Below are 20,725 nucleotides of genomic sequence, written 5' to 3'. Positions count from 1 at the left end.
GTCCGGTTCTTTCGTCCGAAAAATAAACTGGCCCGTGCCAGCGCGGCACGGGCCTGAGATCAGACGCCGCGCCAGCGTTTGAAGATCAGTGAAGTATTAATGCCACCAAAGGCAAAGTTGTTGCTCTGGATATAGTCGGTTTCAATCTTACGCGGCTCACCCATGATGTAATCCAGCTGGCCGCCATCTGCTGCCGGTTGCGTCAGGTTCAGGGTTGGCGCAAACCACCCTTCCCGCATCATCTCAATGCTCATCCAGGCTTCCAGCGCCCCACAGGCACCCAGCGTATGGCCAAAATAGGACTTCAGCGAAGAGATCGGCGTCGTTTCGCCAAACACCGCCGCCGTCGCCAGACTTTCGGCCATATCACCCCGTTCAGTGGCGGTGCCGTGCGCATTCACATAACCAACGTCTGCGGCCGTGATACCGGCGCTTTGCAACGCCCGCTCGATGCAAATCTGCATGGTTTCTCGCTGCGGCTGAGTAATATGGGCGGCGTCGCAGTTGGTATGAAAACCGGTGATCTCGGCGTAGATCGTTGCACCGCGTGCCAGGGCATGTTCCAGCGACTCAAGGATCAGCGTGCCCGCCCCTTCGCCAATTACCAGACCATCGCGCTGCTGATCAAAGGGTGCGGGCGTGGTGTGCGGCGCGTCATTACGCTGGCTGGTGGCAAACAGGGTGTCAAACACCGCGGCTTCCGACGGACAGAGCTCTTCAGCGCCACCAGCCACCATCACCGTCTGATACCCGTGACGAATCGCTTCCCAGGCATAGCCAATCGCCTGGCTGCCAGAGGTACAGGCGCTGGAGGTCGGGATCACCCGGCCGCGCAGGCCGAAAAAGAGCCCGGCATTGACGGCCGTGGTGTGTGGCATCATCTGCACATAGGTGGTGCCGGTGATATTGTTGGTGTGCTTTTCGGTCAGCATGGTGGCGAACTCGCTGACCGGCCCGGTGCTGCCGGTGGAAGAACCGTAGGCGATACCCGTTTCTCCGCTGGTCAGCACCGGATGGTCAATCAGGCCCGCCTGGGTCAGCGCCAGCTCGGTCGCGCGCGTTGCCAGCAGCGAAACGCGGCCCATGGCGCGGATGCGCTTGCGGGTGTAGTGCGCCGGCAGCACAAAGTCATCCACCGGTGCGCCGAGCAGCGTATGCAGCCCGTCGTAGATCTGCCACTCCGGCATAAAGCGCACCGCATTGCGGCCCGCACGGATCCGTGCCGAAACTTCAGCCCAGGACTCACCAAAGGCGGTTACGCCACCCATGCCGGTTACGACTACCCGCTGGATCACAGCATGCCTCCGTTAATAGAAATGACCTGACGCGTCACGTAGCCTGCGATATCGGACATCAGATAGCTCGCCAGTCCGGCGACCTCTTCAGCCGCGCCCATGCGCTTCATCGGCACGATCTTCATCGCTTCCTCAATCACCTGAGGTTCCAGCCCCTCCATACCGGTATCAATCAGGCCTGGCGCGATGCAGTTAACGGTGATTTTGCGTTTCGCCAGCTCAATCGCCAGCGCCTTAGTGGCACCAATAATGCCCGCTTTCGCCGCGCTGTAGTTCACCTGACCGCGATTGCCCATTATCCCCGACACCGACGAGAGCGTGATAATGCGGCCGCCGCGCCGCAGACCGATCATCGGCATCACGCAGGGCTGGATCACATTGTAAAAACTGTCGAGATTGGTGTGGATGACGCTGTCCCACTCCTGATCCGTCAGGGCAGGAAACGCCGCATCGCGGGTGATACCGGCGTTGCTCACCACACCATAATAGGCGCCATATTGCTCAATATCCGCCTCCAGCGCAGCGCGGGTTGCCGCCCGATCGGCCACATCAAATCCCAGCACACGGCCGCTGCCGCCTGCGGTTTCGATCTGCTGCAGGCACTGCTTAGCGCCTGCGCGGTCACGGTTGAAATGGACGATAACCTGATAGCCATCCTGGGCGAGACGCAACGCAATCGCGCGGCCAATCCCTTTACTGGCGCCCGTCACTAATACCGAATCTGTCATGGCTGATTTCCTTGTGACATCAATTGCTGTAATTCTGCTTCATTGGGTTGATACGTATTCAGGCGACCGCTGGCAAGCCGCTGGGTGCCGTAATGAATGTCACCCTCAAAGCTGCCCATGCGGTCATCGCGCATCAGCAGCGTCATTCTGATATCCAGCGTAACACTGGCGGGAAAGAGGGATCGCTCTGCCCGCCAGCCGCGTCCGCCCAGCAGCATGCCGGGCGGGATAAGGGTGGCGCCGCCCTGCTTTGCATGCCAGCCCGACCAGACGCCCACGGTTTGCGCCATCATCTCCACGCCAAACCAGGCGGGCAGTTCACCCTGAGACGTCAGAAACGGTGTCAGTACGCCACCGGCGCAGGTCGACACCTGACAGTGGACCTGTTCATCATCAACGGCGATCAGCTGATCAAGCAGCAGCATCGGCGCAGCGTGCGGCAGCCAGCGTGCCGCGGGAGAATTAATAACCATGTTGGCGTCCCAGAATCAGACAGGTGTTGTTGCCGCCAAAGGCAAAGGAGTTAGAAGCGATGACAGGCCGTTGCAGCGCCTGTGGCTGTAATAACAATCCGCAATCCGGCAGCGTCTCATCCTGCGCCGCCGCACTGAAATCCTGTGCGGGCAGTGGCAGATTGTTTTGCAGGATCAGCGCACTGAGGGCGGCTTCACACACTCCTGCTGCGCCGAGCGTATGGCCGGTCAGATGTTTGGTCGAGCTGCACGGCACCGCATTGCCAAACAGACGCTGAATCACGGCAGCTTCCATCTGGTCGTTAAGCGGCGTTGCAGTGCCGTGCAGATTGATATAACCCACCTGCTCTGGCAACAGGTTCGCCTGTTGCAGCGCCATACGCATCGCCCGTTCAGCGCCCTCGCCCTGCGGATGGGGAGCTGACATGTGCCAGGCGTCAGACGATTCGCCAGCTCCCAGTAGCGCCAGCGGCTGCGGTTCCCGCGTCAGCAGCATCAGTGCGGCCCCTTCGCCAATCGAGATGCCGTCGCGATCGCGGCTGAAGGGGGCGCAGCGACGTTCAGAGAGCGACTCCAGGCTGTCAAATCCGTTGATCGGCATCCGGCTCAGCGAGTCCGCACCGCCCACCAGCGCCACATCCGCCAGCCCCGCCGCAATCAGACGCTCACCACTGATAATGGCGCGGGCGCTGGAGGAGCAGGCGGTTGAAATGGTATAGGCCGGGCCATCCAGGCGCAGATAGTGAGCCAGGAAACGGGAGGGATCGCCCAGCTCCTGCATCTGATAGTGATAACCGGACTGACTGCCGCCAATCTGCTGATCGCCCTCATCCACGCCCGAGGTGCTGGTTCCCAGCACAACTGCCACTCTGCTGGCACCATAGTGCGCAATCGCCGCGTCGAGCGCCGGACGGATTTGCGCCAGCGCGGCCAGCAGCAGCTGGTTATTACGGGTGTTGTGCGCGCTCAGGGCAGCAGGAATCGATGGCAAATCGCCTTCAACTCTGCCAAGCCAGCAGGCGCGGTCGCCGCTCAGCCAGCCATGACGCAGCTGCATGCCGGGTGCCTCACCCCTGGTAAGGCTGGCCGCAATCTGCTGAGTGTTGTTCCCCAGGGCATTCAGCATGCCGATGGCAGAGATGTAAATCATGAGCCGTCCAGATGTTGAATGCGGATCTGATAGCCAAACGCATGCTGCTGAATGCTGATGGGCTGGCGCTGATTACCGCGTTGCAGATAATCGATTTCGGTAACCAGCTTATTATCGGCATCGATCAGCCGTCGCTTTAACCCCTGATCCTGCAACGTCCAGCCTGGCGGCAGCTGTTTTTGCCACAGCTCCCGTGGCCAGTAACTGAGCATAATATCCGCCAGCACCTGACTGGCAGGCGGCATCTGCGGCAGCGGCATCAGCTGCTGGGTGTGAATACCGCTGGCATCGTAGCGCAGGCTGAACAGGCGAATACCCACCGAGGAGAGTCCGGCCAGATCAATTTGCTGTTCATCGGCGCTGAGCAGCACCAGCAGTGACTGACTCTGGCCTTTCACCTGTCCGGTCAGCAACTGCTGCTGCTGGAAGGCGGGACGGATGCCCGGCGGTGGCAGCGTCACCTTCACGCCCGGTTTCAGCCAGGCGGTGGGACGGCTGCTGTCGGGTGCAGGTCCGGCACAGGCGCTGAGCAGCAGAGCCGTCAGCAGAATAAGAGCGGCGCGGATCATCGTTTACTCCTTGATCGGGTGGGTCGCATCGCCAGCGGCGACAGCAGGAAAGCGCTGAAGATGCCGCTGCATAACACTGTGCCAAAACTGGCAATCGCGCTGGTGCTGCTGAATACCAGCATACCCAGCGTCAGTAAGGTGGTAATCATCGCCAGCGACACCGCCAGCAACGAGGTCAGCGGCGTACCCTGCGGGTTGCTGAAAAAGAGCGTGTAATTAATGCCGATGCCCAGCACCAGAATCAGTGCCAGCAGGGCAAACAGATTCAGCGACGCGCCGATCCAGCCCAGCGTTGCCAGCGCCATCGCCAGCGACAGCACTGACGGCAGCGCGCTGCGTAAGCCCGCCTTTAACCCCAGTCGCAGGACAAAACTCAGGGTGATCAGCAGCAGCGCCAGCGCCAGTAACCCGCTCAGCAGGGTGCGCCAGAAGCTGAACAGCGAATCGTAACCTGATTTGCGGTCAATCCAGCTGACGCCCGGACGCTGTTTGGTCAGCTCCGCGAGTGCAGCGCTGTTTTTTACACCGCTGGTGGGGATCAAAACACCGCTGCGCCCGTCTGGCAGCGTCAGCCACAGCAGTCGCCAGCCTTCACTCAGCGGACTCGACAGCCACGCCTCTGGCGTTACCGGCATCGGGGTCAGATCCGGTGCCGGCAGCGTGATACCCGCCTGCTGCAGGCGGGCCGTAATATCCGGTACTGCCTGTTTCAACAGCTGAAGATCCCGCTGTTGCTGCGCCAGCGACGTCAGCGGCAGCAGACGATAGTGCTGCAGCCAGCCCTGCTGCTGCGCCTGGTGCAGATCCGGTGCCAGTTTTTCCAGCCGCTGCAGCGTCTGCTGCGCGTCATCGCCCCAGACCACAAACCAGGTCTGATCGGCGCGCTGTCCGGTCAGGGTTGCCAGCTGGCGATCCTGCTCCAGCAGATGCGCAGGCGCACTTTGCAGATGGGCGATGTCATCATCCACCTTTAACTGGGCGATACCGGCCAGCGCGAAGATCGCCATCGCCATCGGTAATCCGACGCGCAGCCCGCGCTGGCGACGCCAGGCGGCAAGCCAGCGCGCCAGCGGCACCATCAGCGGCACCGGACGCACCGGTAATCCGCGTACCAGCCACGGATAGATCAGAATCACCGTCAGACAGGAGGCCGTTAATCCGCTGGCGGCAAACACCGCCAGCTGCCGCAGCCCCGGGAACGGTGCCAGCAGCATCAGCAGCCAAGCGATGGCGGTGGTCGCCAGCGCCAGCAGCAGCGTGCCGCGGACTTTTCGCAGGCTCTGCCACGGCGTCTGCTGATCGCCGTGCACCATGCGCTCGGTGAGATAATAGAGAGTGTAATCCGCAGAGATGCCGACAATACTCAGGCTCATCACCAGCGTCATCAGATGCAGTTCACCGAAGCAAAGCAGCGTCATCACCGTGCCCGCCATCGCGCCGATGGCCACAGACGTGACCGTCAGCAACAGCGGGCGCAGTGAGCGAAAGACCAGCAGCACCAGCAGGACGACGCCACCCAGCGTCACACTGCCCAGCGTTTTAACGTCATGCTGCGCACGCTGGCTGGCGTTGTCGCTGAACAGCACCGTGCCACGCGTCAGCAGTTTCGCCTGCGGCCAGCGGCTTTTAAGCTGTTGCTCCAGCGCGCTGAGTCGGGTAACCAGCGCATGACTTTGCTGCATACTGAAGGCGTTGTTCGCCAGTTCGCCATGCAGAAAATACCACTGCTGACCCTGTGCATCTTTTACTGTCAGCCAGCCATCATGCAGCGTCATGCGCCCGGCGTTTTGTGCCAGCGCCAGCTGCGAACCCCGCACCAGCATCAGGGGATCGCCCTGCAACTCTTTGCTGCTGACGCCAGAGAAGGCCGAAAAGAGCTGCGCCAGCAGCCAGTCAGCCTGCGCCTCGCCGCCGTTCTGCAAGCGGTCGCGCGTCACCTCATCGATCAGGCCGTTACGGTGTTGCCAGGCAAAGCGGCCCCACTGCTGCTGCTGTTGCCCGTCGAGATCACCCTGCACCTGTTTCAGGTCAGGCAGCGCGCGCAGCTGGGCCAGCCACCAGGCGGCGACCTGGGGATCGTCCTGCTCACCGGGTGAAACCAGCCACACCAGCTGGCGATCCAGCCGCTGCATAAAGCCCTGCTGCAGCGCAGGCGGTGCCGCCCCCAGATTCTGCTGCGGCAGCAGCGCCAGCACGCTGCTGTTGAGCTGACTACGCGGCAGCAAAAAAGAGAGCGCAGCCGCCAGCAGCAGACAGAGGGCCAGCCACAGGAGGGCCAGCAGCCGATCGTTACGGCCCGGCAAAACGCGCCTGCTCCTCGTCGCTTAACTGCGGCGGTTCAATTCGGGTGTTGCTGAGCTCTATTTGCGTTTTATCGCCCTGCTTATCATCCAGGTTGATGCTGTCCAGGTAGGCGCTGCCCGCCAGCGAGATACGGTTGAAGATTTTGTTGAGCGGCGCCGCTTTGGGCGTCAGCTCCAGCGTCCAGGCTCCGTTGCCGCGATCGCTGAAGGCCACGCTGAAGTTCTCGTTCAGCACTTTCTGGTCGGCCTGGAACAGCGCCCGCAAGAGATGGTTGAACTGGAACATCTGCGGGTTACTGTCGGCGGTGATTACCTGAGGCTTCTGGCCGCTGAGGCTCTGCACCATGCGTTTATCATCCAGCAGCAGCGTCATCACAAAGGGTGTCTGCTGATGCCACCATAAGCCCTGCTCGCGAGCGATCAGCATCTGCCCGTGCGAGACCAGCGGCTGACGCATGCCGGAAATGGTGCGCGTCTGGATAAAGTCTGCCCGAATCACAGGCTGGCTGGCAAAACGCTGCTGCAGCTGATCCAGCGTGACCGCGCTGGCGGCACTGGCCCACAGCAGCAGGCTGGTAAGCACAATTTTCAGCATCCTTTCACTCCTAAACGTTCCAGTAAAATATCGGGTGAAACAAAGCACAACGCCTGACTCTCCTGCTCCACCGCCACCTGCAGAGTATGCGCTTTGGTGGTGATCTGGCCGGCAGCATTTCGCACTTCATAGTCGATGCGCAGACGGTTCTCATATTCCGTGATCCGGGCGCTGACGCGAATCGTCTCTTCGCAGCGCAGTGGCTGGCGGTATTTGACCCGGGTATCGACCACCGGCCAGACATAGCCGCTGGCGGCCATCTCGGCATAGCTGTAGTTAATGCTGCGCAGCAGGGCTTCACGCGCCACTTCGAAAAAGCGGAAATAGTTGCCGTGCCAGACCACGCCCATGGGATCGCAGTCGTGGAATGAGACGGTCAGCACGACTTCAGCATGATGTTCAGTCATGGTCAGACTCCTTGTGGTGCGCCTGTTGATCAGGCAGCGTCCAGAAATCGAAAAAGTTAAACCAGTCGAGCGGCGCCAGCAGTGCGTAATGGGCCAGCCGCGCTGCGTAACGATCGACCGCCTGTTGCAGTGCCTGCTGACGTTGTGCACGCGGCAGCAGCAGCGGATCGGCGAAGGGCTCACAGTGAATACGCAGTTTACCCTGTTGCTGCAGGGCGAACATCAGCAGCACCGGACAGCGCAACGCAGCCGCCAGCACAAACGGCCCCTGTGGAAAGGGCGCGGCGCGGCCCAGAAAGTCGCTCCAGATCACCCGCCGCTCGCCGCCGCGCTGCGGATTGACCGCAGTGCGATCCCCGACAATCGCCACCCATTCGCCCGCATCCAGCTTCTGTTGCAGCAGGATAGCGGTCTCCGGCCCGATATCGCTCACCGGCATCAGATTCACCCCCGCCTGCGGGGTGATGGTTTCCAGCACCGCCCGAAAACGCCGGGCGTTGTCGGTAAACACCAGCGCATTAATCACCAGCCCGCTGACCTGCTGCGCCATCGCGCGACAGGCTTCAATGTCGCCAAGATGGGAAGCGAGAATCAGCTTGCCCTGCGGCGTGGGTGTGCGGATCACCGCTTCTGCGCCTGGCGCAAAATCGATATCACGTCCCCAGCGCAGATCGCCGCGCCAGCTGGCCACTTTATCCAGCATTGCCCCGGCGAACCGCAGGAAATGGCGGTAGCTGTTAAGCCGTGGCGGTAACGCAATCTGCTGCTGCTGCGCGGCGGTAGTGACCTGCGCCAGCCACTGCCGGGAAGCGCGTCGCGCGCGCTGACCGCTCAGCCAGTAGACCGCCACTACCGGCCAGAGTAGCAGCGTAAAGGGCAGCCGCCCGCCGTAGCGATAGACCGCCAGCATAAAACGTAATCCCCACTGTCCGCGCCGCTCCGTTTCCGCAGACCAGTGCGTCGGCGGTTTACGCATCGCCAGCAGACGAGGAATGCGCGGCAGCATGCCGAAAAACAGCCGGGTGTGCATCCAGGAGATGCGCAGGTTGTCGTAGAGCGCATCGAAGTGTGACAGCCCGCTGGCCGGATAGGTGACGCGGGTCGGGATAAAGCGACTGCGGGTTCCCTGCCAGTAGAGCCGCACCATGATCTCGGTATCAAAATCCATGCGCTGACCGATGGCCCGGCGATCGCACAGCGCCAGCGTCGCGGCCAGGGGATAGACGCGGAAGCCGCACATGCTGTCGCGGATCGACAGCGACAGCGTTTCAATCCAGACCCAGAAGTGGGTGATGTAGCGACCGTAAAGGCGTGATTTGGGGATCGAGTCGTCATAGAGCGGCTGACCGGAGATCAGCGCGTCGGGATAACGCTCCGCTTCCCCCAGCATCAGCGGCAGATCTTCCGCCTGATGCTGGCCGTCCGCGTCAAGCTGCACCGCATGGGTGAAGCCGCGTGCCGCCGCGGCCCGCAGACCGTGGATCACCGCCGCGCCTTTACCCTGATTGCTGTCGAGTCGCAGCAGGCTGAGCTGCGGGGCGTGCAGCGTCGCCAGCTGAAGCTGAGTGGCCGCATCGCTGCCATCATCCACCACGATTACCGGCAGATTAAAGGGTGCCAGCCGTGCCAGCACTGACGCCATCATCGCGCCGTGGTTGTAGCAGGGGATCACCACGCAGGGTGAAAACGGGGCGCTTAACACAGCGCGATCTTCCCGCTGCTGGCGATCTGCTCGCCGTCGTTCTTCAGCAGGCTGTAACGGAAACTCAGGCGGGATTTTTCAGCGTCCCAGTCCAGATGCAGTTGCAATAGCGAGTCGGGTAATACCGGCTGCTGAAATTTAATGTTATCAACGGCGGCAAACTGTTTACCGGGCGCAAGCAGTGATACGCCGTAGTGCATCACCCAGTCGAGCTGAGCCACACCCGGCAGAATGGGCAGATGCGGAAAGTGGCCCTGAAACCAGAAGAGTCCGGCATCTATCTGCAGGATCAGCGTGACGCTGTCAGCCTGCAGCTCCCGGCTGCATTCAATCGGCAACATGAAAAAGTTCCTCTATTTGCGGCCAGGCGCGTTTGCTTTGGGTGGTCACCGGAATAGTGGCCACAATCCGCCAGTAGCGCGGCATCGCCAGCGGTTCCAGCCAGCGCTGCAGCTGGCGTTTCCACTGCTGCCTGCGCTGATGCAGAGCCGCCTCATCCAGTGCGCTGTTCAGCGCCAGCACGACGCCAATCGCCTGACGCTCATGACGCGTGACCACCAGCGCTACGGCATCCTCGATTTCCGGCAGGTCGGTCAGACGGCGCTCTATCTCGCTTAATGAGATGCGCTTGTCACCGATTTTTACGATGCGATCGTGGCGGCCTGCCAGCTGAAATCCGCCGTCCGGCTGCATAGTCAGTCGATCGTCGAGCTGCAGCCCGCTGTCACCGGCAATCAGCGGCGACCAGACCTGCCAGCGATCGGGCGTCACCTGCTCCAGCCTGACCTGCGGGAAGCGGCGCCACGGCGCCTCCGCCCGATCGCACTGACGCCAGGCCAGAATGCCGGTTTCGGTGCTGCCGTAGATTTCACTGACCTGACAGCCAAAGCGCTGCCAGACCTGCTCCGCATCAGAGTCGCGCAGTGCGCCACCGGCAGAGACAATCAGTTCACAGGCGGGCGCTTTCAGCGTGCTGTCCAGCCGCGATAAAAAGGCCGGGCTGCTGATAAAGGCATAGCGAACGTGGCGCGGAAGCTGGGCCAGCTGTTCGCCGTAAAACAGCGGCTGGGCAGCAAACGGCAGCCTGAGCGTCATCGGCAGGAAAATTCGAAACGATAAACCATACAGATGCTGATGGCTGACCGAGGCGATGACCCGGCACCCACCCAACTGTTCGGCCCACAGGCTGCTGAGCCAGCGACTCTCCTGCTCCATCACCGCCAGCGACTTCACCACCTGACGCGGTGCGCCGGTGGATCCCGAGGTGAAGAGCACCAGTTCTGCACTCTCCGGCAGCGGCGGCAGCGGCCCCTGCGTTTCTGCGTCGTCCCACGCCAGCAGCGGCAGACTGACCGCCAGCGGCATGTCGCACAGCACGCCATCCAGCCGATCCTGCCTCTCATCCAGCAGCGCGGCGCGGCAGTGACCCGGCATCACCGGCGTTTTACCGGCATACCAGCATGCCAGCAGCGCCACACAAAAACGGTAGCTGTCATCAAAGCAGAGCGCCCAGTGGCTGCCCGGTTGTACCGCTAATCGCTGGCTGAGCGCCACGACCTGACGATGCATCGTGCTGAGCATCAAACGTTGATCGCCGCGCCAGGCGACCTCGCGATCGTCTCCCGTCAGCCAGTCTGCCACTCTCATGCTTTTCGCCTCACGCGCTGACGTACCAGCCATTCAGCGCTCATCAGCACTGCGATTAGCAGATAACTTATGCCGCCATTCCACAGCGTCCAGAGCCGCAGATCGCCCAGCAAACAGGTATAGATCGCCATGCTGCCGTTGCCGATAAAAAACAGGCACCAGATTTGGGTGACGCGGCGGGTATAGCGCACTGCCGCAGGGGGAAGCACGGGCTCACGCAGCCGGGCGATGCGTTCCACCAGCGGCATCGCACTCCAGAGTGAGGCGCCAAACACCAGCAGCATCGCCAGATTGACCGCCACCGGATACCACAGCAGCAGATGCTGAGTGCGTAATAGCTGGCTGCTGACACAGAGCAGTGCGCCGAGCAGCGCCAGCCAGCCCATGACCGCCCCCATGGCGTTTTGCTGACGACGCAGCTGTAGCCAGCGCAGGCCAAACAGCAGTGCCAGCAGCCAGAAAAGCCCCTGCCAGCGCGGCTGGGTCAGCGCCAGCCAGACCAGCAGTGGCCAGGCCAGTAGCGTAAGCAGATTCAGCAGACGAAGCGTAGCAGCAGGCACGGCGGGATCAGGCGTCTTCGCGCATCAGTTGTTCCACGGCATCCACCACATCCTGCACGGTGCGCACTGCGCGGAAGGTTTCCGGTTTAATTTTACGGCCGGTACGTTTTTGCAGATGAACCACCATATCGACGGCATCAATGCTGTCGAGTTCGAGATCTTCATACAGACGTGCCTCGGGATGGATATCCTCAGGCGCAATTTCAAACAGGCTGGTCAGCAGCGAAGCCACTTCCTGATAGATCTGTTCTTTGTTCATCATAAGGTTGTCTCCGCTTTCAGCCGCGCTGTTGGTTGACGAACGCAGCCAGCGTCGCAACAGAGAAAAAGTGGGCGCGCAGGGTTTCACTCTCAGCGGACAGCGCCACGCCGTAGCGATTTTTCACTGCCAGGCCAAGTTCCAGTGCATCAATAGAGTCCAGCCCCAGTCCGTCGCCAAACAGTGCAGCGTCGGTCTCTATATCCTCGGGACTGAGATCTTCAAGGTTCAGCGTGTCGATAATCATCTGTTTGATATCGTTAATTAATGAATCCATACCGGTTTTCGTCTTACCTGTTCTGGGGGACCAGCGCCTGCTGTAAATGGCGGGTCAGGCGACGCGCGGCCAGCGGCTGCGCATCGGGATTGCTTTCACAAAACGACTGACTGTCGATTCGCGTTTGTACACGCACGGTAAACAGCGGTTTAACCGGCGGAATCTGATACCAGCGGCTCTGTTTATCGAGCATACGCTGGCTACAGGTGATGTGAACCACGCGCAGATCGCATCCGGCGCGCACCGCAATATTGGCTGCCCCGCGCTGCAGAGTCAGTGGATGACCATAGCGGGTGCGGGTGCCTTCCGGAAAGATCAGGATATTGTCGCCGCGCGCCAGTCGCTGCTGGCTGTCCGGCAACAGCGTCTCCGCTTCACTGTTGATCAGATAGTCCGCGGCGCGGATCACCCCACGCATAAAGGGGTTCTTTTGCAGATCGGCTTTAACCAGACAATCCATCTCTGGCAGTACCGAAGCGATCATCACGTAGTCGATCAGTGATGGATGATTAGCCACAATCAGGCATCCGCGATCCTGTTGCAGCAGCTCTGCGCCTTCAATCCGGTAGTCATAGACCCCGGTCATCCGGCAGAATCGCAGAAAGCAGCGGAAGCTAAAGGCGATAGCGCGTCGGGCCAGCAGGCGGCGGCGCAGCGAATCGCGCTGTACCAGCAGCAGCAGGTTGAAGCCAATCAGCGACAGCAGCAGTCCGCCGAGGCCAAACAGCGTAAAACTCACCGCCGTCATCACCAACCGCCAGCAATAGTTCATGCGGCTGCCGGTGTAGTGCGCCGGTTGTGAACAATCAGCCATGATGTCTCTCCCAGTGCCATGTCAGGCGTTCGCCCGGCAGGCTGAAGGTGGGCGATTCCGCCAGCCACTGCTGCAGAAAGCGCAGGCTTTGCGGTAACCCTGTTTCTGCCCTCTCCTCTCTGCCAGCACGGCCAGTGCAGTGCAGCTGGTCGCCCGGGCGCAGCAGCAGCGCCACCGCATAGGGAAAGTTCACACGCTGTTCCGGCAGCCACGGCAGATAGTAGTCAGGCACGATGCCGTCGAAATCGACCAGCAGTACCTGCTGATAACCCGCCTGATGCAGCGCGCTGACTTCGATCAATCCCTGCTGAAACGAGTCGACTCCGGCGGCGATTGAGGTGGAGACCAGTGGTGCTTTGGCTGCAATGGTCAGGCTGCCGACCGCCGAATTGTGAACCGACATGGCAAAATCCGTGGGTGACATTGACTGCTGATCGGCCAGCGTAGTGAGGATACGCAGATTACGTTCCAGTTCACCGTGACGACTGGTGAACACGATAGCGTCAACCTGCTGACGCGCGAGCAGCGCCAGCCCACACTCTACCGCCGCACGACTGCCGCCGCTCAGACGACGTGCTGTCATCATCGGTAAAAATTGCGGCTTTGCCATCGCCTCTTTAGGGTCTATGACGGTGCCCTGTTGCGCCCAGTGCTGCCAGCCCTCGCCCCCGTGTAATCCCGGAGCCAGAGCCTGCCAGTCGACCAGTGAGTAAGCGAGTCTCATCTCAACACTCTTTTTGTCATATGTGTGGCGTCGGCGTTCATCGGGGCGTCATCCCGGCCCTCTGCAAAAAAAGTGCGTCCGGGAAACCCTCTGCCGATTCCGCATCAGGCCTTCACGGTAGAGGGTTACTCAGTGGTTCAGCAATAGCAGCTCATCTGATTTGTCGGCCGGCTGCCGGAGATCTTTATGCTTTGATCGGCTGTCGACACATCATTGCGACAGCGCACGCATTACTGAGCGGCAAGAGCAGAGAGTCGTAACTGAATATCCTGATCGAGATTGGCAATCCAGCGGTTGTAGTTATTGTGGATCTCGCCCTGCTCCGCTTTCAGGTTCTCACTGCTGACATAATCGATGCGGTAGTTCTGGCTGGTATACGTGATGCGAATAGTCGCCACGAAATCACGCTGAGCCAGACGACCATTGATCACGCCAGGCGAAACGGGAGTCATCACCCATTTCCGGCCAATACCCGCTTCGATGATCGCCAGTTTCATCTGGTTGTCGCTGTAACGCTGAGTGAGCGTTTGATTCACGTTATGAATCGGCGCAGTGCGCGCGCAGCCGGTTAATAACGCAGCGACCACGGCCAGCGTGCAAATAGTTTTTTTATTCATGATGAATCCCTTCTTTTATTTTTATATCAGTAAGTTAAACGGATAATCCGTCTCGCGCAGGCTAAGCTTTCAGTGCGCTTTTCCGTCTGGCTGGCTTAAAACCCGCGCATGATACCACCGAATGTAAAGACAGGTAAGCAGAAGTATGCGTGGGTTTTAGGGGGTTATTTGGGGGATTAAAGCGGGGAATATGCGCAGTCGCCGCGACAGCGCAGAGGCCGATCCCTGCCGCAGAAACTCTGGCTGCGGCTGGATCGGTCTGGGGATTACTGTGTGGAGGCGGGTGTCCAGCCACCGCCCAGCGCGCGGTAGAGATCGATCTGCGCCAGCAGCAGGTTATTTTTGACAGTCACCCGATTCAGCTGCGTTGAAAACAGGGTGCGCTGCGCATCCAGTTCATCCAGATAGGAGGCGTAGCCGTTCTGATAGCGATTGCGGGCAATGCGCAGCGCTTCCGTCACATAGGCTTCCTGCTTTTGCAGCTCCTGAAGTTGTGCCTCACGCTGCCTGATAGCGTCTATTGCATCGTTAACTTCCGAGAAGGCGTTGCGCACCACTTTTTCATAGCCATAAAGTGCCTGATTCCGCGTCGCCATTGAGACATCCACCTGCGCCGTCAGCGCTTCACGGTTCAGCAGCGGTGCCAGGATGCTGCCGCCCACGCTCCACAGCCGGAACGGATCATCCGCGAGCTGGTGCAGAACCGAACTCTGCAGAGTGCCAGTCGCAGTGAGGTTAAGCCCAGGCAGCAGCTTAGCGCGCGACGATGCCAGGCTGGCATCTGCGGCCAGTAACTGACGCTGAGCCTGCACAATATCCGGACGGCGATTGAGTAGCTCTGATGGCAGCAGTGACGGCATCCGCTGCGGTGCAATCTGGTCAAACTGCTGACGACGGGCGATGCTGCGCGGGTTCATACCCACCAGAAGGCTCAGCGCATTCTCCTGCTGGGTGATCTGGTGCTGCAACTGGGGCATCTGCGCTTTGGCCGACTGATATTCCGAGGCGGCCTGCATCCACTCCAGCCTGGAGGTGTAGCCGGTTTCAAACTGACGCTGTGCCAGCTTCAGCGAATTGTTGCGGGTCGCCAGCGTCGCCTCCGTGACCCGCAACTGCTCATCCAGCGCGCACAGGTTGAGATAACCTGACGCCACCGAACTGGCGATGGTCAGCTCGGCGGCAGACGCAGCGGCCTGCTGCGCCGCTAAACTCGCCTGCGATGCGGTGATGCTGCTGCTGCGTGCTCCCCAGAGATCGACCTCGTAGTTCGCCTGTAATAAGCCCTGAAAAATATCGGTTTCATAGGGCTGGCCCGTCACTGACGAGAGCGTACGCTCCCGGGTCGCGGCCACACCGGCGCTCAGGGTCGGAAAGTTATCGCCCTGCGTGGCGCGCAGCTGGGCGCGATACTGGTCAACCCGGGATCGCGCCGTGAGGATATCGGGGTTATTGCGCAGCGCCTGCGTCACCAGCCGGTTGAGATTTTCATCATGAAAAGCGCGCCACCACTCCGCCTCAGGCGCAGCAGATGGCCCGACACTATTGCGCCAGGCGTCGGGGATCGGCAGAGAGGCCGGTGCCTTTTCAACCTGCGTGGCACAGCTGGTCAGAAGGAGTGCCAGTGCGCTTACCATTAAGCCGCGCCGCATCATGGCGCACCCTCACCAGCGGGTTGTGCGGCGGTGTCGATGTTGACTTCGACCGACATACCCGGGCGTAACTGATGCATATCCTGGTCATTGATGCGGATGCGAACCGGAATGCGCTGCGCAATTTTCACGAAGTTACCGGTGGCGTTGTCGGGCGAAATCGCGCTGAACTCTGAGCCTGCGGCCGGAGAGATAAATTCAACCTGACCCGTAAAGCGTTTGCCATCCAGCGCATCGACCCGAATCGTCACCGGCAGGCCTGGACGAATATTTGCCAGCTGGGTCTCTTTCAGATTCGCGATAATCCATTTGTGATTAGGCACCACCGAGGTCAGGCGCGTACCTGCCGTGACATAGGCGCCGGTGCGGACCGCCAGCTGGCCGAGCTGGCCATCATCGGGCGCGGTAATCCGGGTATTCGCCAGATCGATCTCCGCCAGTTCCAGCGCGGCGCGGGCGCTGTCGACATCGCCTTTCAGCGCGTCACGGTTAACGATGACAGTTTGCAGATTCTGCTGGGCAACGGCGATCTGCGCCGCAGCCTGACGAACCTGTGCCTGCGCCTGGGCGTCTGCGGCCCGGGCTGCGTCGCGCTCACGCACTGACAGGGATCCATCCGCCGTGAGATTTTCGACACGCTTCAGATCGAAGCCGCTTTTCAGCGCCTGTGCTTTGGCATTCTCCAGTGCCGCTTTATTGCTCTGGATGGTCGCTTCTGCGCTGCGACGCTGCTGCAGGTTATTGTTCAGCGCCGCCTGCTTCATCGCCAGCTGCGCCTGCGCCTGATGCACCCGCTGGCGATAGATACGGTCGTCAATCGTCATCAGCAACTGCCCTTTTTTCACGGGCTGCAGATCGATCACCTCGACTGAGGTGAGATAGCCATTAACCTGCGGGCTGATAAAGGTCACCTGACCGCGCACATAGGCATTCTCGGTGCTTTGTATTGCGCTGGTGAAGGGCCAGAGTTGCCAGGCATAAAGAATAACCAGTACACCAATCACCACAATGCCGCTGCCTGCGGCGATAGAAAGAATACGGCGGCGATTCGCGCGTTCGCGTTCCGCCGCCTGAAGCTCATCCTGCTGACTCATTGTTTCTCCGTTGATTCCTGTAATGCGGCCAGCTGTTGCTGCTCACGCAGGTTAAATTGCGCCTGACGCCAGTCAAGATATCGACGACGGGTCAAACGCCAGATCACCCACATCAGGGTGACCAGTGCCAGCGCAGCGGTTAACAGGTAGGTGTCGTTATAAGCGAGCACGTTGGCCTGCAGCGTGGCGATTACCTGTAACTGGCTGGTGCTCTGCGCGCCGCGCAGAACGTCGTCACCTACCAGCGAATTAAACAGCGCATTATACTGGCTGAGCCGTTCGGTGACGTTGGGATCGAGCAGTGAGAGCTGATCGCCCAGCAGGCTGGAGTGATATTTTTCCCGCCAGACCTGAAACGTGCCAAGAATAGCCGAGCCGATCAGCCCGCCGAGGTTCTGACTCATGCCAAACAGCACCACAAAGCTCACCAGATTTTTCGGCTGAGTCACCACGCTGCCAATGCCCATCAGCATCGCGGGCGCCATGAAAAAGGCGCTGCTGAAGCCCAGCAGAAACTGACTGAAATACATATTGCTGGCGCGGGTCAGTGGACTGGATTGCGCATCCATCAGCGAGGCGATAATCATCACCACCAGCGAGGTGACAATCGGCCAGTTGAGATGATTGGGCTTGATGGTCAGCGCACTGGCGGCGATGCCCGCAATAACCCCGGCCATGATCGCCAGCGCCAGACCGCGCATCTGATCGTTCTGCAAGCCAATCTGCTGCAGAAAGCCGATTGCGCCGGTGTTCTGTTCCGCCAGTACGATACGGATCATGATCATCACAATGCCCAGCCGCACCATCATGCCGCTGCTTAGCCAGCGGGTATTGATCAGCGGGTTGCGCCGGTTATGCTCAATGACGATCGCAGCGACAATCAGCGTCAGGGCGATCGCGGTACAGATACCGAGCCAGGGCGTGGTAAACCACCACTCAATACGGCCCAGCGTCAGTACGCCGCACAGCAGCGCCATACCGGGTGCCAGCAGGATAAAGGTGACGAAATCCATCTTTTCAAAGGTTTTGATGCGATCGCCCGGTGGCAGTTTCACCAGTAGTACCCCGCCCAGCGCAATCAGCGCCAGACCGAGTTCAAACAGATAGAGACCGCGCCACTCGTTGAGCTGCAGCAATTCCGAAGAGAATAAGCGGGCCAGCGGGATAGCCAGTTGCGATACCGTCAGGCCAATCACCAGCGCTTTCAGCCGATGTTTCGCAGGCCAGGCCTGTACCTGATAGTAGATGCCCAGAGAACTGAGCGCCGCAGCCACCATACCGTGAGCGGTGCGCACAATGATTGCCGAACTGAGATCGTTGGCGAAGAGATGGAAAAACGCCACCAGTACATACAGCACCAGAAACGCCTCGGTAAAGACACGCAGGCCAAACTGCTGGCGGAATTTCACCAGCAGCAGGTTAATAGAGATGTTGCCCATCACGTAGACCGCAGGCAGCCAGGCAATCTCATTCGACCAGGCACCAAAGGTACCCTGCAGGTTGACCAGATTCGCCGTGACCAGCGCGTTACTCAGCGCACCGGTCAGCGAGATAAGTAAACCGATCAGGCCAAACGCCAGGCGTTTTGGCATCGGATGCAGCGGCGTCGAGGGCGATCCCGGCAGCATTGGTTTTTCGTGCGGCAACCACTCGCGTGCAGCGTAGGGATTTCGCTTTGCCACTGCTACATACTTCCCATGCGGCTCAGGAGTTGTTGCAATACGCGCTCGGTCACGGCCAGATCCTGAGGGTCAATATCGGCCAGCATTTCAGTACGGAGTGCGTCAGCCTCGGTTTTCACTTTGGCGAACGCTTCGTTACCCTTATCAGTCAGCACCAGGTGACGCTTACGTCGATCTTCTGGCGGCTGTACCCGCATCAGCAGTGACTGTTTCACCAGCCGATCCACCAGCGGTACCATGCTGGCATCTTCCAGCCCCAGCAGCTGTGCCAGCTCGGTCTGGGTCATGCGTTGCGGCTCACTGGCAATCAGCCCGATGGCCATCCAGCTGCTCATGCTTAAGCCGCTATCTTTAAGGTGACGATCGACCGCCAGGCGCCAGGCATGTGCGGTCAGATGCAATAAGTGGGTAAAGGTACGCGTGTGCTGAGTCAAATGTTAGCAGCCTAATAGTAAGAGTTCTAATTGAGTGGTGACGTTATTATACGCAAAGCGAAACGCCAATGAAAAGCGTCCGGTCTGTTAAAAATTAGTGGATCGCGGCAGAATGTCCAGAGGCCGCAACCGGGAGCCGGATAACATGAAACAGGCATCAGCAAACTGGGTCGATCTGCGCCGTGACGCCGTCAGCGGTATTGAGGCGCTACGCGCCCATTTTACCGGACACGCCTATGATCCTCACTGGCACGACAGTTATCTGATTGGCGTGACCGAGCAAGGTGTACAGCAGTTTCATTCGCGGCGCAAACAGCATCAGAGCCGACCAGGCACGGTCTTTATGCTGGAGCCGGAGGAGCTGCATGATGGTGATGCCATCAACGAAAGCGGTTTTACCTACCGGATGCTCTATCTTTCGCCGCAGCAGATTGCGCAGCACCTGGCTCCGATGCTGGCTGATAAACCCTCACTGCGTGAGCTACGTTTTGCCGCCACGCTGCGCGACGAGCGTCCACTGGCTTATGCCGTCTGGCATGCGTTTGATGCCTTGTGGCACAACCATCCCGACATCATCAAAGAGGCGGCGCTGGACCGGATGTTTGGGCAGCTCATCCCGCACCGGCAGTGGTCACTGCCCGCTCAGCCCCCGGATAAAGATGCCCGGCTGGCACTGCAGTCGCGTGACTGGCTGATTGCCCATCATGCGGATAATCCCGGTCTGGAGCAGATGGCGCAGCATCTGCAGGTGGATCGCTTCCGGTTATCGCGTCTGTTCCAGGCTCACTGGGGTTTGCCGCCCCACGCCTGGCTGGTGCAGTGGCGGCTGAGCCAGGCGCGTCGTCAGCTGGCGCAGGGCCAGCCCGTCGCCGATGTGGCAGCCGCGCTGGGTTTCGCCGATCAGAGTCACCTGGGCCGCTGGTTCAAACGCGCCTGCCAGCTTACCCCTTCCCGTTATCAGCACGCCTGCACAAATCTTCCAGACCTGGGTTAAGCCACTTGCCACAATGCTTTTTTTTAGTCAGGAGAAGCGCAATGCAAGACCCACGCTGTGTAATGATACTCAATGCCGCTCTGCCGCCTGGCAAAGCCACCAATGCTGCCGCCGTGATGGCATTAACCCTGGGACAGCGACATCCGGCGCTGGTTGGCGACACCCTTGAGGATGCTGACAGGCGCCCTTCTCCCGGTTTGATCACCACCGGCATTCCGGTGCTGGCCGCGACTGACGAGCAGCTCAGTGCATTGCGGGAACAGTGCGAACAGGCTGAATACGATCTGGTGCTGTTTCCGGAAGAGGGCCAGACCACTACCGATTATCAGGCGCTGAGCGCCGTCCTGCGACAGCAACCGCGTCAGCAGTGGCGCCTGCTGGGCGTCGCCATCGTCGGCGATAAAAAAGCCCTGCGAAAGCTGACGGCAAAACTGGCGCTATTCAGCTAATCTTTTTGCGGGAAGCTGGTCATGGCTTCCTGTTTTTCCCCTCCCGCCCCTCGGCCCCGCCGTTTGTACAGGTTACTTGTACAGCTTTCGTTTCGGAATAGTCCTTATAAGCTGCTGATAAGTGTCAAATAGCACACTTTGTTAAAGAATCCGATTGTACAGATTGGGCTTCATTGTATAAGTTTACTGCCACGAGTTGTCATGCGACTCTGTAACGAATGATGCACTTGCGTCGCCTCTGAAGGTGTCAGTGGATTTCCACCTTCAGAGGTTATTTTTTCTGTTCAATTTGTGACACTGGTA

General features: G+C 59.9%; 23 protein-coding genes. 2 read left to right on the top strand and 21 right to left on the bottom strand.

Annotated elements, in window-relative coordinates:
* Positions 1-59: 59 nt before the first annotated feature.
* The 21 genes from PAG01S_RS00825 to PAG01S_RS00725 all read right to left on the bottom strand — a co-directional run bounded on the left by PAG01S_RS00825 (position 60) and on the right by PAG01S_RS00725 (position 18,979).
* Complete coding sequence (locus PAG01S_RS00825; RefSeq protein ID WP_170933488.1) at positions 60-1,295, bottom strand: beta-ketoacyl-ACP synthase; 1,236 nt, start codon at positions 1,293-1,295, stop codon at positions 60-62.
* Positions 1,292-2,023: a 3-ketoacyl-ACP reductase FabG2 gene (locus tag PAG01S_RS00820; protein ID WP_062757377.1), complete on the bottom strand. Its 732-nt coding sequence runs from the start codon at positions 2,021-2,023 to the stop codon at positions 1,292-1,294. Before PAG01S_RS00820 ends, PAG01S_RS00825 begins: the two co-directional genes overlap by 4 nt.
* The gene (locus PAG01S_RS00815) at positions 2,020-2,496 is read right to left on the bottom strand and encodes a hotdog family protein (RefSeq protein ID WP_062757375.1); all 477 of its coding nucleotides are present in this window, start codon (positions 2,494-2,496) and stop codon (positions 2,020-2,022) included. Before PAG01S_RS00815 ends, PAG01S_RS00820 begins: the two co-directional genes overlap by 4 nt.
* Entirely contained in the window at positions 2,486-3,646 is a 1,161-nt protein-coding gene (locus PAG01S_RS00810) for a beta-ketoacyl-[acyl-carrier-protein] synthase family protein (protein ID WP_062757373.1), read from the bottom strand. The genes PAG01S_RS00815 and PAG01S_RS00810 overlap by 11 nt, the downstream gene beginning before the upstream one ends.
* Entirely contained in the window at positions 3,643-4,215 is a 573-nt protein-coding gene (locus PAG01S_RS00805; protein ID WP_022625891.1) for a DUF3261 domain-containing protein, read from the bottom strand. Before PAG01S_RS00805 ends, PAG01S_RS00810 begins: the two co-directional genes overlap by 4 nt.
* Entirely contained in the window at positions 4,212-6,518 is a 2,307-nt protein-coding gene (locus tag PAG01S_RS00800) for an MMPL family transporter (protein WP_062757372.1), read from the bottom strand. Before PAG01S_RS00800 ends, PAG01S_RS00805 begins: the two co-directional genes overlap by 4 nt.
* The gene (locus PAG01S_RS00795; protein ID WP_010246442.1) at positions 6,505-7,113 is read right to left on the bottom strand and encodes a LolA family protein; all 609 of its coding nucleotides are present in this window, start codon (positions 7,111-7,113) and stop codon (positions 6,505-6,507) included. The genes PAG01S_RS00800 and PAG01S_RS00795 overlap by 14 nt, the downstream gene beginning before the upstream one ends.
* The gene (locus tag PAG01S_RS00790) at positions 7,107-7,520 is read right to left on the bottom strand and encodes an acyl-CoA thioesterase (protein WP_031594668.1); all 414 of its coding nucleotides are present in this window, start codon (positions 7,518-7,520) and stop codon (positions 7,107-7,109) included. The genes PAG01S_RS00795 and PAG01S_RS00790 overlap by 7 nt, the downstream gene beginning before the upstream one ends.
* Positions 7,513-9,222 carry a glycosyltransferase family 2 protein gene (locus tag PAG01S_RS00785; RefSeq protein ID WP_062757370.1) on the bottom strand — a complete coding sequence of 570 codons (1,710 nt, stop codon included), beginning with the start codon at positions 9,220-9,222 and terminating at the stop codon, positions 7,513-7,515. Before PAG01S_RS00785 ends, PAG01S_RS00790 begins: the two co-directional genes overlap by 8 nt.
* Positions 9,216-9,563 carry a 3-hydroxyacyl-ACP dehydratase FabZ family protein gene (locus PAG01S_RS00780; RefSeq protein ID WP_062757368.1) on the bottom strand — a complete coding sequence of 116 codons (348 nt, stop codon included), beginning with the start codon at positions 9,561-9,563 and terminating at the stop codon, positions 9,216-9,218. Before PAG01S_RS00780 ends, PAG01S_RS00785 begins: the two co-directional genes overlap by 7 nt.
* A complete protein-coding gene (locus tag PAG01S_RS00775; RefSeq protein ID WP_081114136.1) occupies positions 9,550-10,869 on the bottom strand; it encodes an AMP-binding protein in 1,320 nt (439 codons plus the stop codon). The genes PAG01S_RS00780 and PAG01S_RS00775 overlap by 14 nt, the downstream gene beginning before the upstream one ends.
* Positions 10,866-11,429, bottom strand: coding sequence for a COG4648 family protein (locus PAG01S_RS00770; protein ID WP_033779443.1), 564 nt, complete (start codon positions 11,427-11,429; stop codon positions 10,866-10,868). The genes PAG01S_RS00775 and PAG01S_RS00770 overlap by 4 nt, the downstream gene beginning before the upstream one ends.
* Positions 11,430-11,436: 7 nt before the next feature.
* A complete protein-coding gene (locus tag PAG01S_RS00765) occupies positions 11,437-11,691 on the bottom strand; it encodes an acyl carrier protein (protein WP_010246453.1) in 255 nt (84 codons plus the stop codon).
* A gap of 16 nt (positions 11,692-11,707) precedes the next feature.
* Complete coding sequence (locus PAG01S_RS00760) at positions 11,708-11,965, bottom strand: phosphopantetheine-binding protein (protein ID WP_062757364.1); 258 nt, start codon at positions 11,963-11,965, stop codon at positions 11,708-11,710.
* A 13-nt stretch (positions 11,966-11,978) separates the two neighbouring features.
* Complete coding sequence (locus tag PAG01S_RS00755; protein ID WP_062757363.1) at positions 11,979-12,779, bottom strand: lysophospholipid acyltransferase family protein; 801 nt, start codon at positions 12,777-12,779, stop codon at positions 11,979-11,981.
* Positions 12,772-13,503: a beta-ketoacyl synthase chain length factor gene (locus PAG01S_RS00750; protein WP_022625896.1), complete on the bottom strand. Its 732-nt coding sequence runs from the start codon at positions 13,501-13,503 to the stop codon at positions 12,772-12,774. The genes PAG01S_RS00755 and PAG01S_RS00750 overlap by 8 nt, the downstream gene beginning before the upstream one ends.
* A gap of 230 nt (positions 13,504-13,733) precedes the next feature.
* Positions 13,734-14,120 (bottom strand): hypothetical protein, encoded by a 387-nt coding sequence (locus PAG01S_RS00745; protein ID WP_010669813.1) that lies wholly within the window; start codon positions 14,118-14,120, stop codon positions 13,734-13,736.
* Positions 14,121-14,386: 266 nt separating this feature from the next.
* A complete protein-coding gene (locus tag PAG01S_RS00740; protein ID WP_425334586.1) occupies positions 14,387-15,772 on the bottom strand; it encodes an efflux transporter outer membrane subunit in 1,386 nt (461 codons plus the stop codon).
* Positions 15,769-16,863, bottom strand: a complete 1,095-nt coding sequence (locus tag PAG01S_RS00735) for an HlyD family secretion protein (RefSeq protein WP_010669812.1) — start codon at positions 16,861-16,863, stop codon at positions 15,769-15,771. Before PAG01S_RS00735 ends, PAG01S_RS00740 begins: the two co-directional genes overlap by 4 nt.
* Positions 16,860-18,545 carry an MFS transporter gene (locus PAG01S_RS00730; protein WP_029518976.1) on the bottom strand — a complete coding sequence of 562 codons (1,686 nt, stop codon included), beginning with the start codon at positions 18,543-18,545 and terminating at the stop codon, positions 16,860-16,862. Before PAG01S_RS00730 ends, PAG01S_RS00735 begins: the two co-directional genes overlap by 4 nt.
* Positions 18,546-18,547: 2 nt before the next feature.
* A complete protein-coding gene (locus PAG01S_RS00725; protein ID WP_062757361.1) occupies positions 18,548-18,979 on the bottom strand; it encodes a MarR family winged helix-turn-helix transcriptional regulator in 432 nt (143 codons plus the stop codon).
* A gap of 145 nt (positions 18,980-19,124) precedes the next feature.
* Between PAG01S_RS00725 and PAG01S_RS00720 the strand changes: the two genes are divergently transcribed.
* Together PAG01S_RS00720 and PAG01S_RS00715 are read left to right on the top strand one after the other, a co-directional pair.
* Complete coding sequence (locus PAG01S_RS00720; RefSeq protein ID WP_033779445.1) at positions 19,125-19,973, top strand: AraC family transcriptional regulator; 849 nt, start codon at positions 19,125-19,127, stop codon at positions 19,971-19,973.
* A gap of 41 nt (positions 19,974-20,014) precedes the next feature.
* A complete protein-coding gene (locus PAG01S_RS00715) occupies positions 20,015-20,422 on the top strand; it encodes a DUF2000 domain-containing protein (protein WP_010669809.1) in 408 nt (135 codons plus the stop codon).
* Positions 20,423-20,725: the final 303 nt, after the last annotated feature.

The organism is Pantoea agglomerans NBRC 102470 (genome assembly GCF_001598475.1).
In the GTDB taxonomy this organism is placed as follows: Bacteria; Pseudomonadota; Gammaproteobacteria; order Enterobacterales; family Enterobacteriaceae; genus Pantoea; species Pantoea agglomerans.
This window is presented reverse-complemented; position numbering and strand designations above follow the sequence as displayed.

Bases quoted from the DNA above. Each gene is read 5' to 3' on its own strand.
- PAG01S_RS00755 (WP_062757363.1), bottom strand. From the start codon at position 12,779: ATGGCTGATTGTTCACAACCGGCGCACTACACCGGCAGCCGCATGAAC.
- PAG01S_RS00805 (WP_022625891.1), bottom strand. From the start codon at position 4,215: ATGATCCGCGCCGCTCTTATTCTGCTGACGGCTCTGCTGCTCAGCGCC.
- PAG01S_RS00720 (WP_033779445.1), top strand. From the start codon at position 19,125: ATGAAACAGGCATCAGCAAACTGGGTCGATCTGCGCCGTGACGCCGTC.
- PAG01S_RS00775 (WP_081114136.1), bottom strand. From the start codon at position 10,869: ATGAGAGTGGCAGACTGGCTGACGGGAGACGATCGCGAGGTCGCCTGG.
- PAG01S_RS00745 (WP_010669813.1), bottom strand. From the start codon at position 14,120: ATGAATAAAAAAACTATTTGCACGCTGGCCGTGGTCGCTGCGTTATTA.
- PAG01S_RS00815 (WP_062757375.1), bottom strand. From the start codon at position 2,496: ATGGTTATTAATTCTCCCGCGGCACGCTGGCTGCCGCACGCTGCGCCG.
- PAG01S_RS00740 (WP_425334586.1), bottom strand. From the start codon at position 15,772: ATGATGCGGCGCGGCTTAATGGTAAGCGCACTGGCACTCCTTCTGACC.
- PAG01S_RS00735 (WP_010669812.1), bottom strand. From the start codon at position 16,863: ATGAGTCAGCAGGATGAGCTTCAGGCGGCGGAACGCGAACGCGCGAAT.
- PAG01S_RS00765 (WP_010246453.1), bottom strand. From the start codon at position 11,691: ATGATGAACAAAGAACAGATCTATCAGGAAGTGGCTTCGCTGCTGACC.
- PAG01S_RS00790 (WP_031594668.1), bottom strand. From the start codon at position 7,520: ATGACTGAACATCATGCTGAAGTCGTGCTGACCGTCTCATTCCACGAC.
- PAG01S_RS00795 (WP_010246442.1), bottom strand. From the start codon at position 7,113: ATGCTGAAAATTGTGCTTACCAGCCTGCTGCTGTGGGCCAGTGCCGCC.
- PAG01S_RS00760 (WP_062757364.1), bottom strand. From the start codon at position 11,965: ATGGATTCATTAATTAACGATATCAAACAGATGATTATCGACACGCTG.
- PAG01S_RS00820 (WP_062757377.1), bottom strand. From the start codon at position 2,023: ATGACAGATTCGGTATTAGTGACGGGCGCCAGTAAAGGGATTGGCCGC.
- PAG01S_RS00810 (WP_062757373.1), bottom strand. From the start codon at position 3,646: ATGATTTACATCTCTGCCATCGGCATGCTGAATGCCCTGGGGAACAAC.
- PAG01S_RS00750 (WP_022625896.1), bottom strand. From the start codon at position 13,503: ATGAGACTCGCTTACTCACTGGTCGACTGGCAGGCTCTGGCTCCGGGA.
- PAG01S_RS00715 (WP_010669809.1), top strand. From the start codon at position 20,015: ATGCAAGACCCACGCTGTGTAATGATACTCAATGCCGCTCTGCCGCCT.
- PAG01S_RS00780 (WP_062757368.1), bottom strand. From the start codon at position 9,563: ATGTTGCCGATTGAATGCAGCCGGGAGCTGCAGGCTGACAGCGTCACG.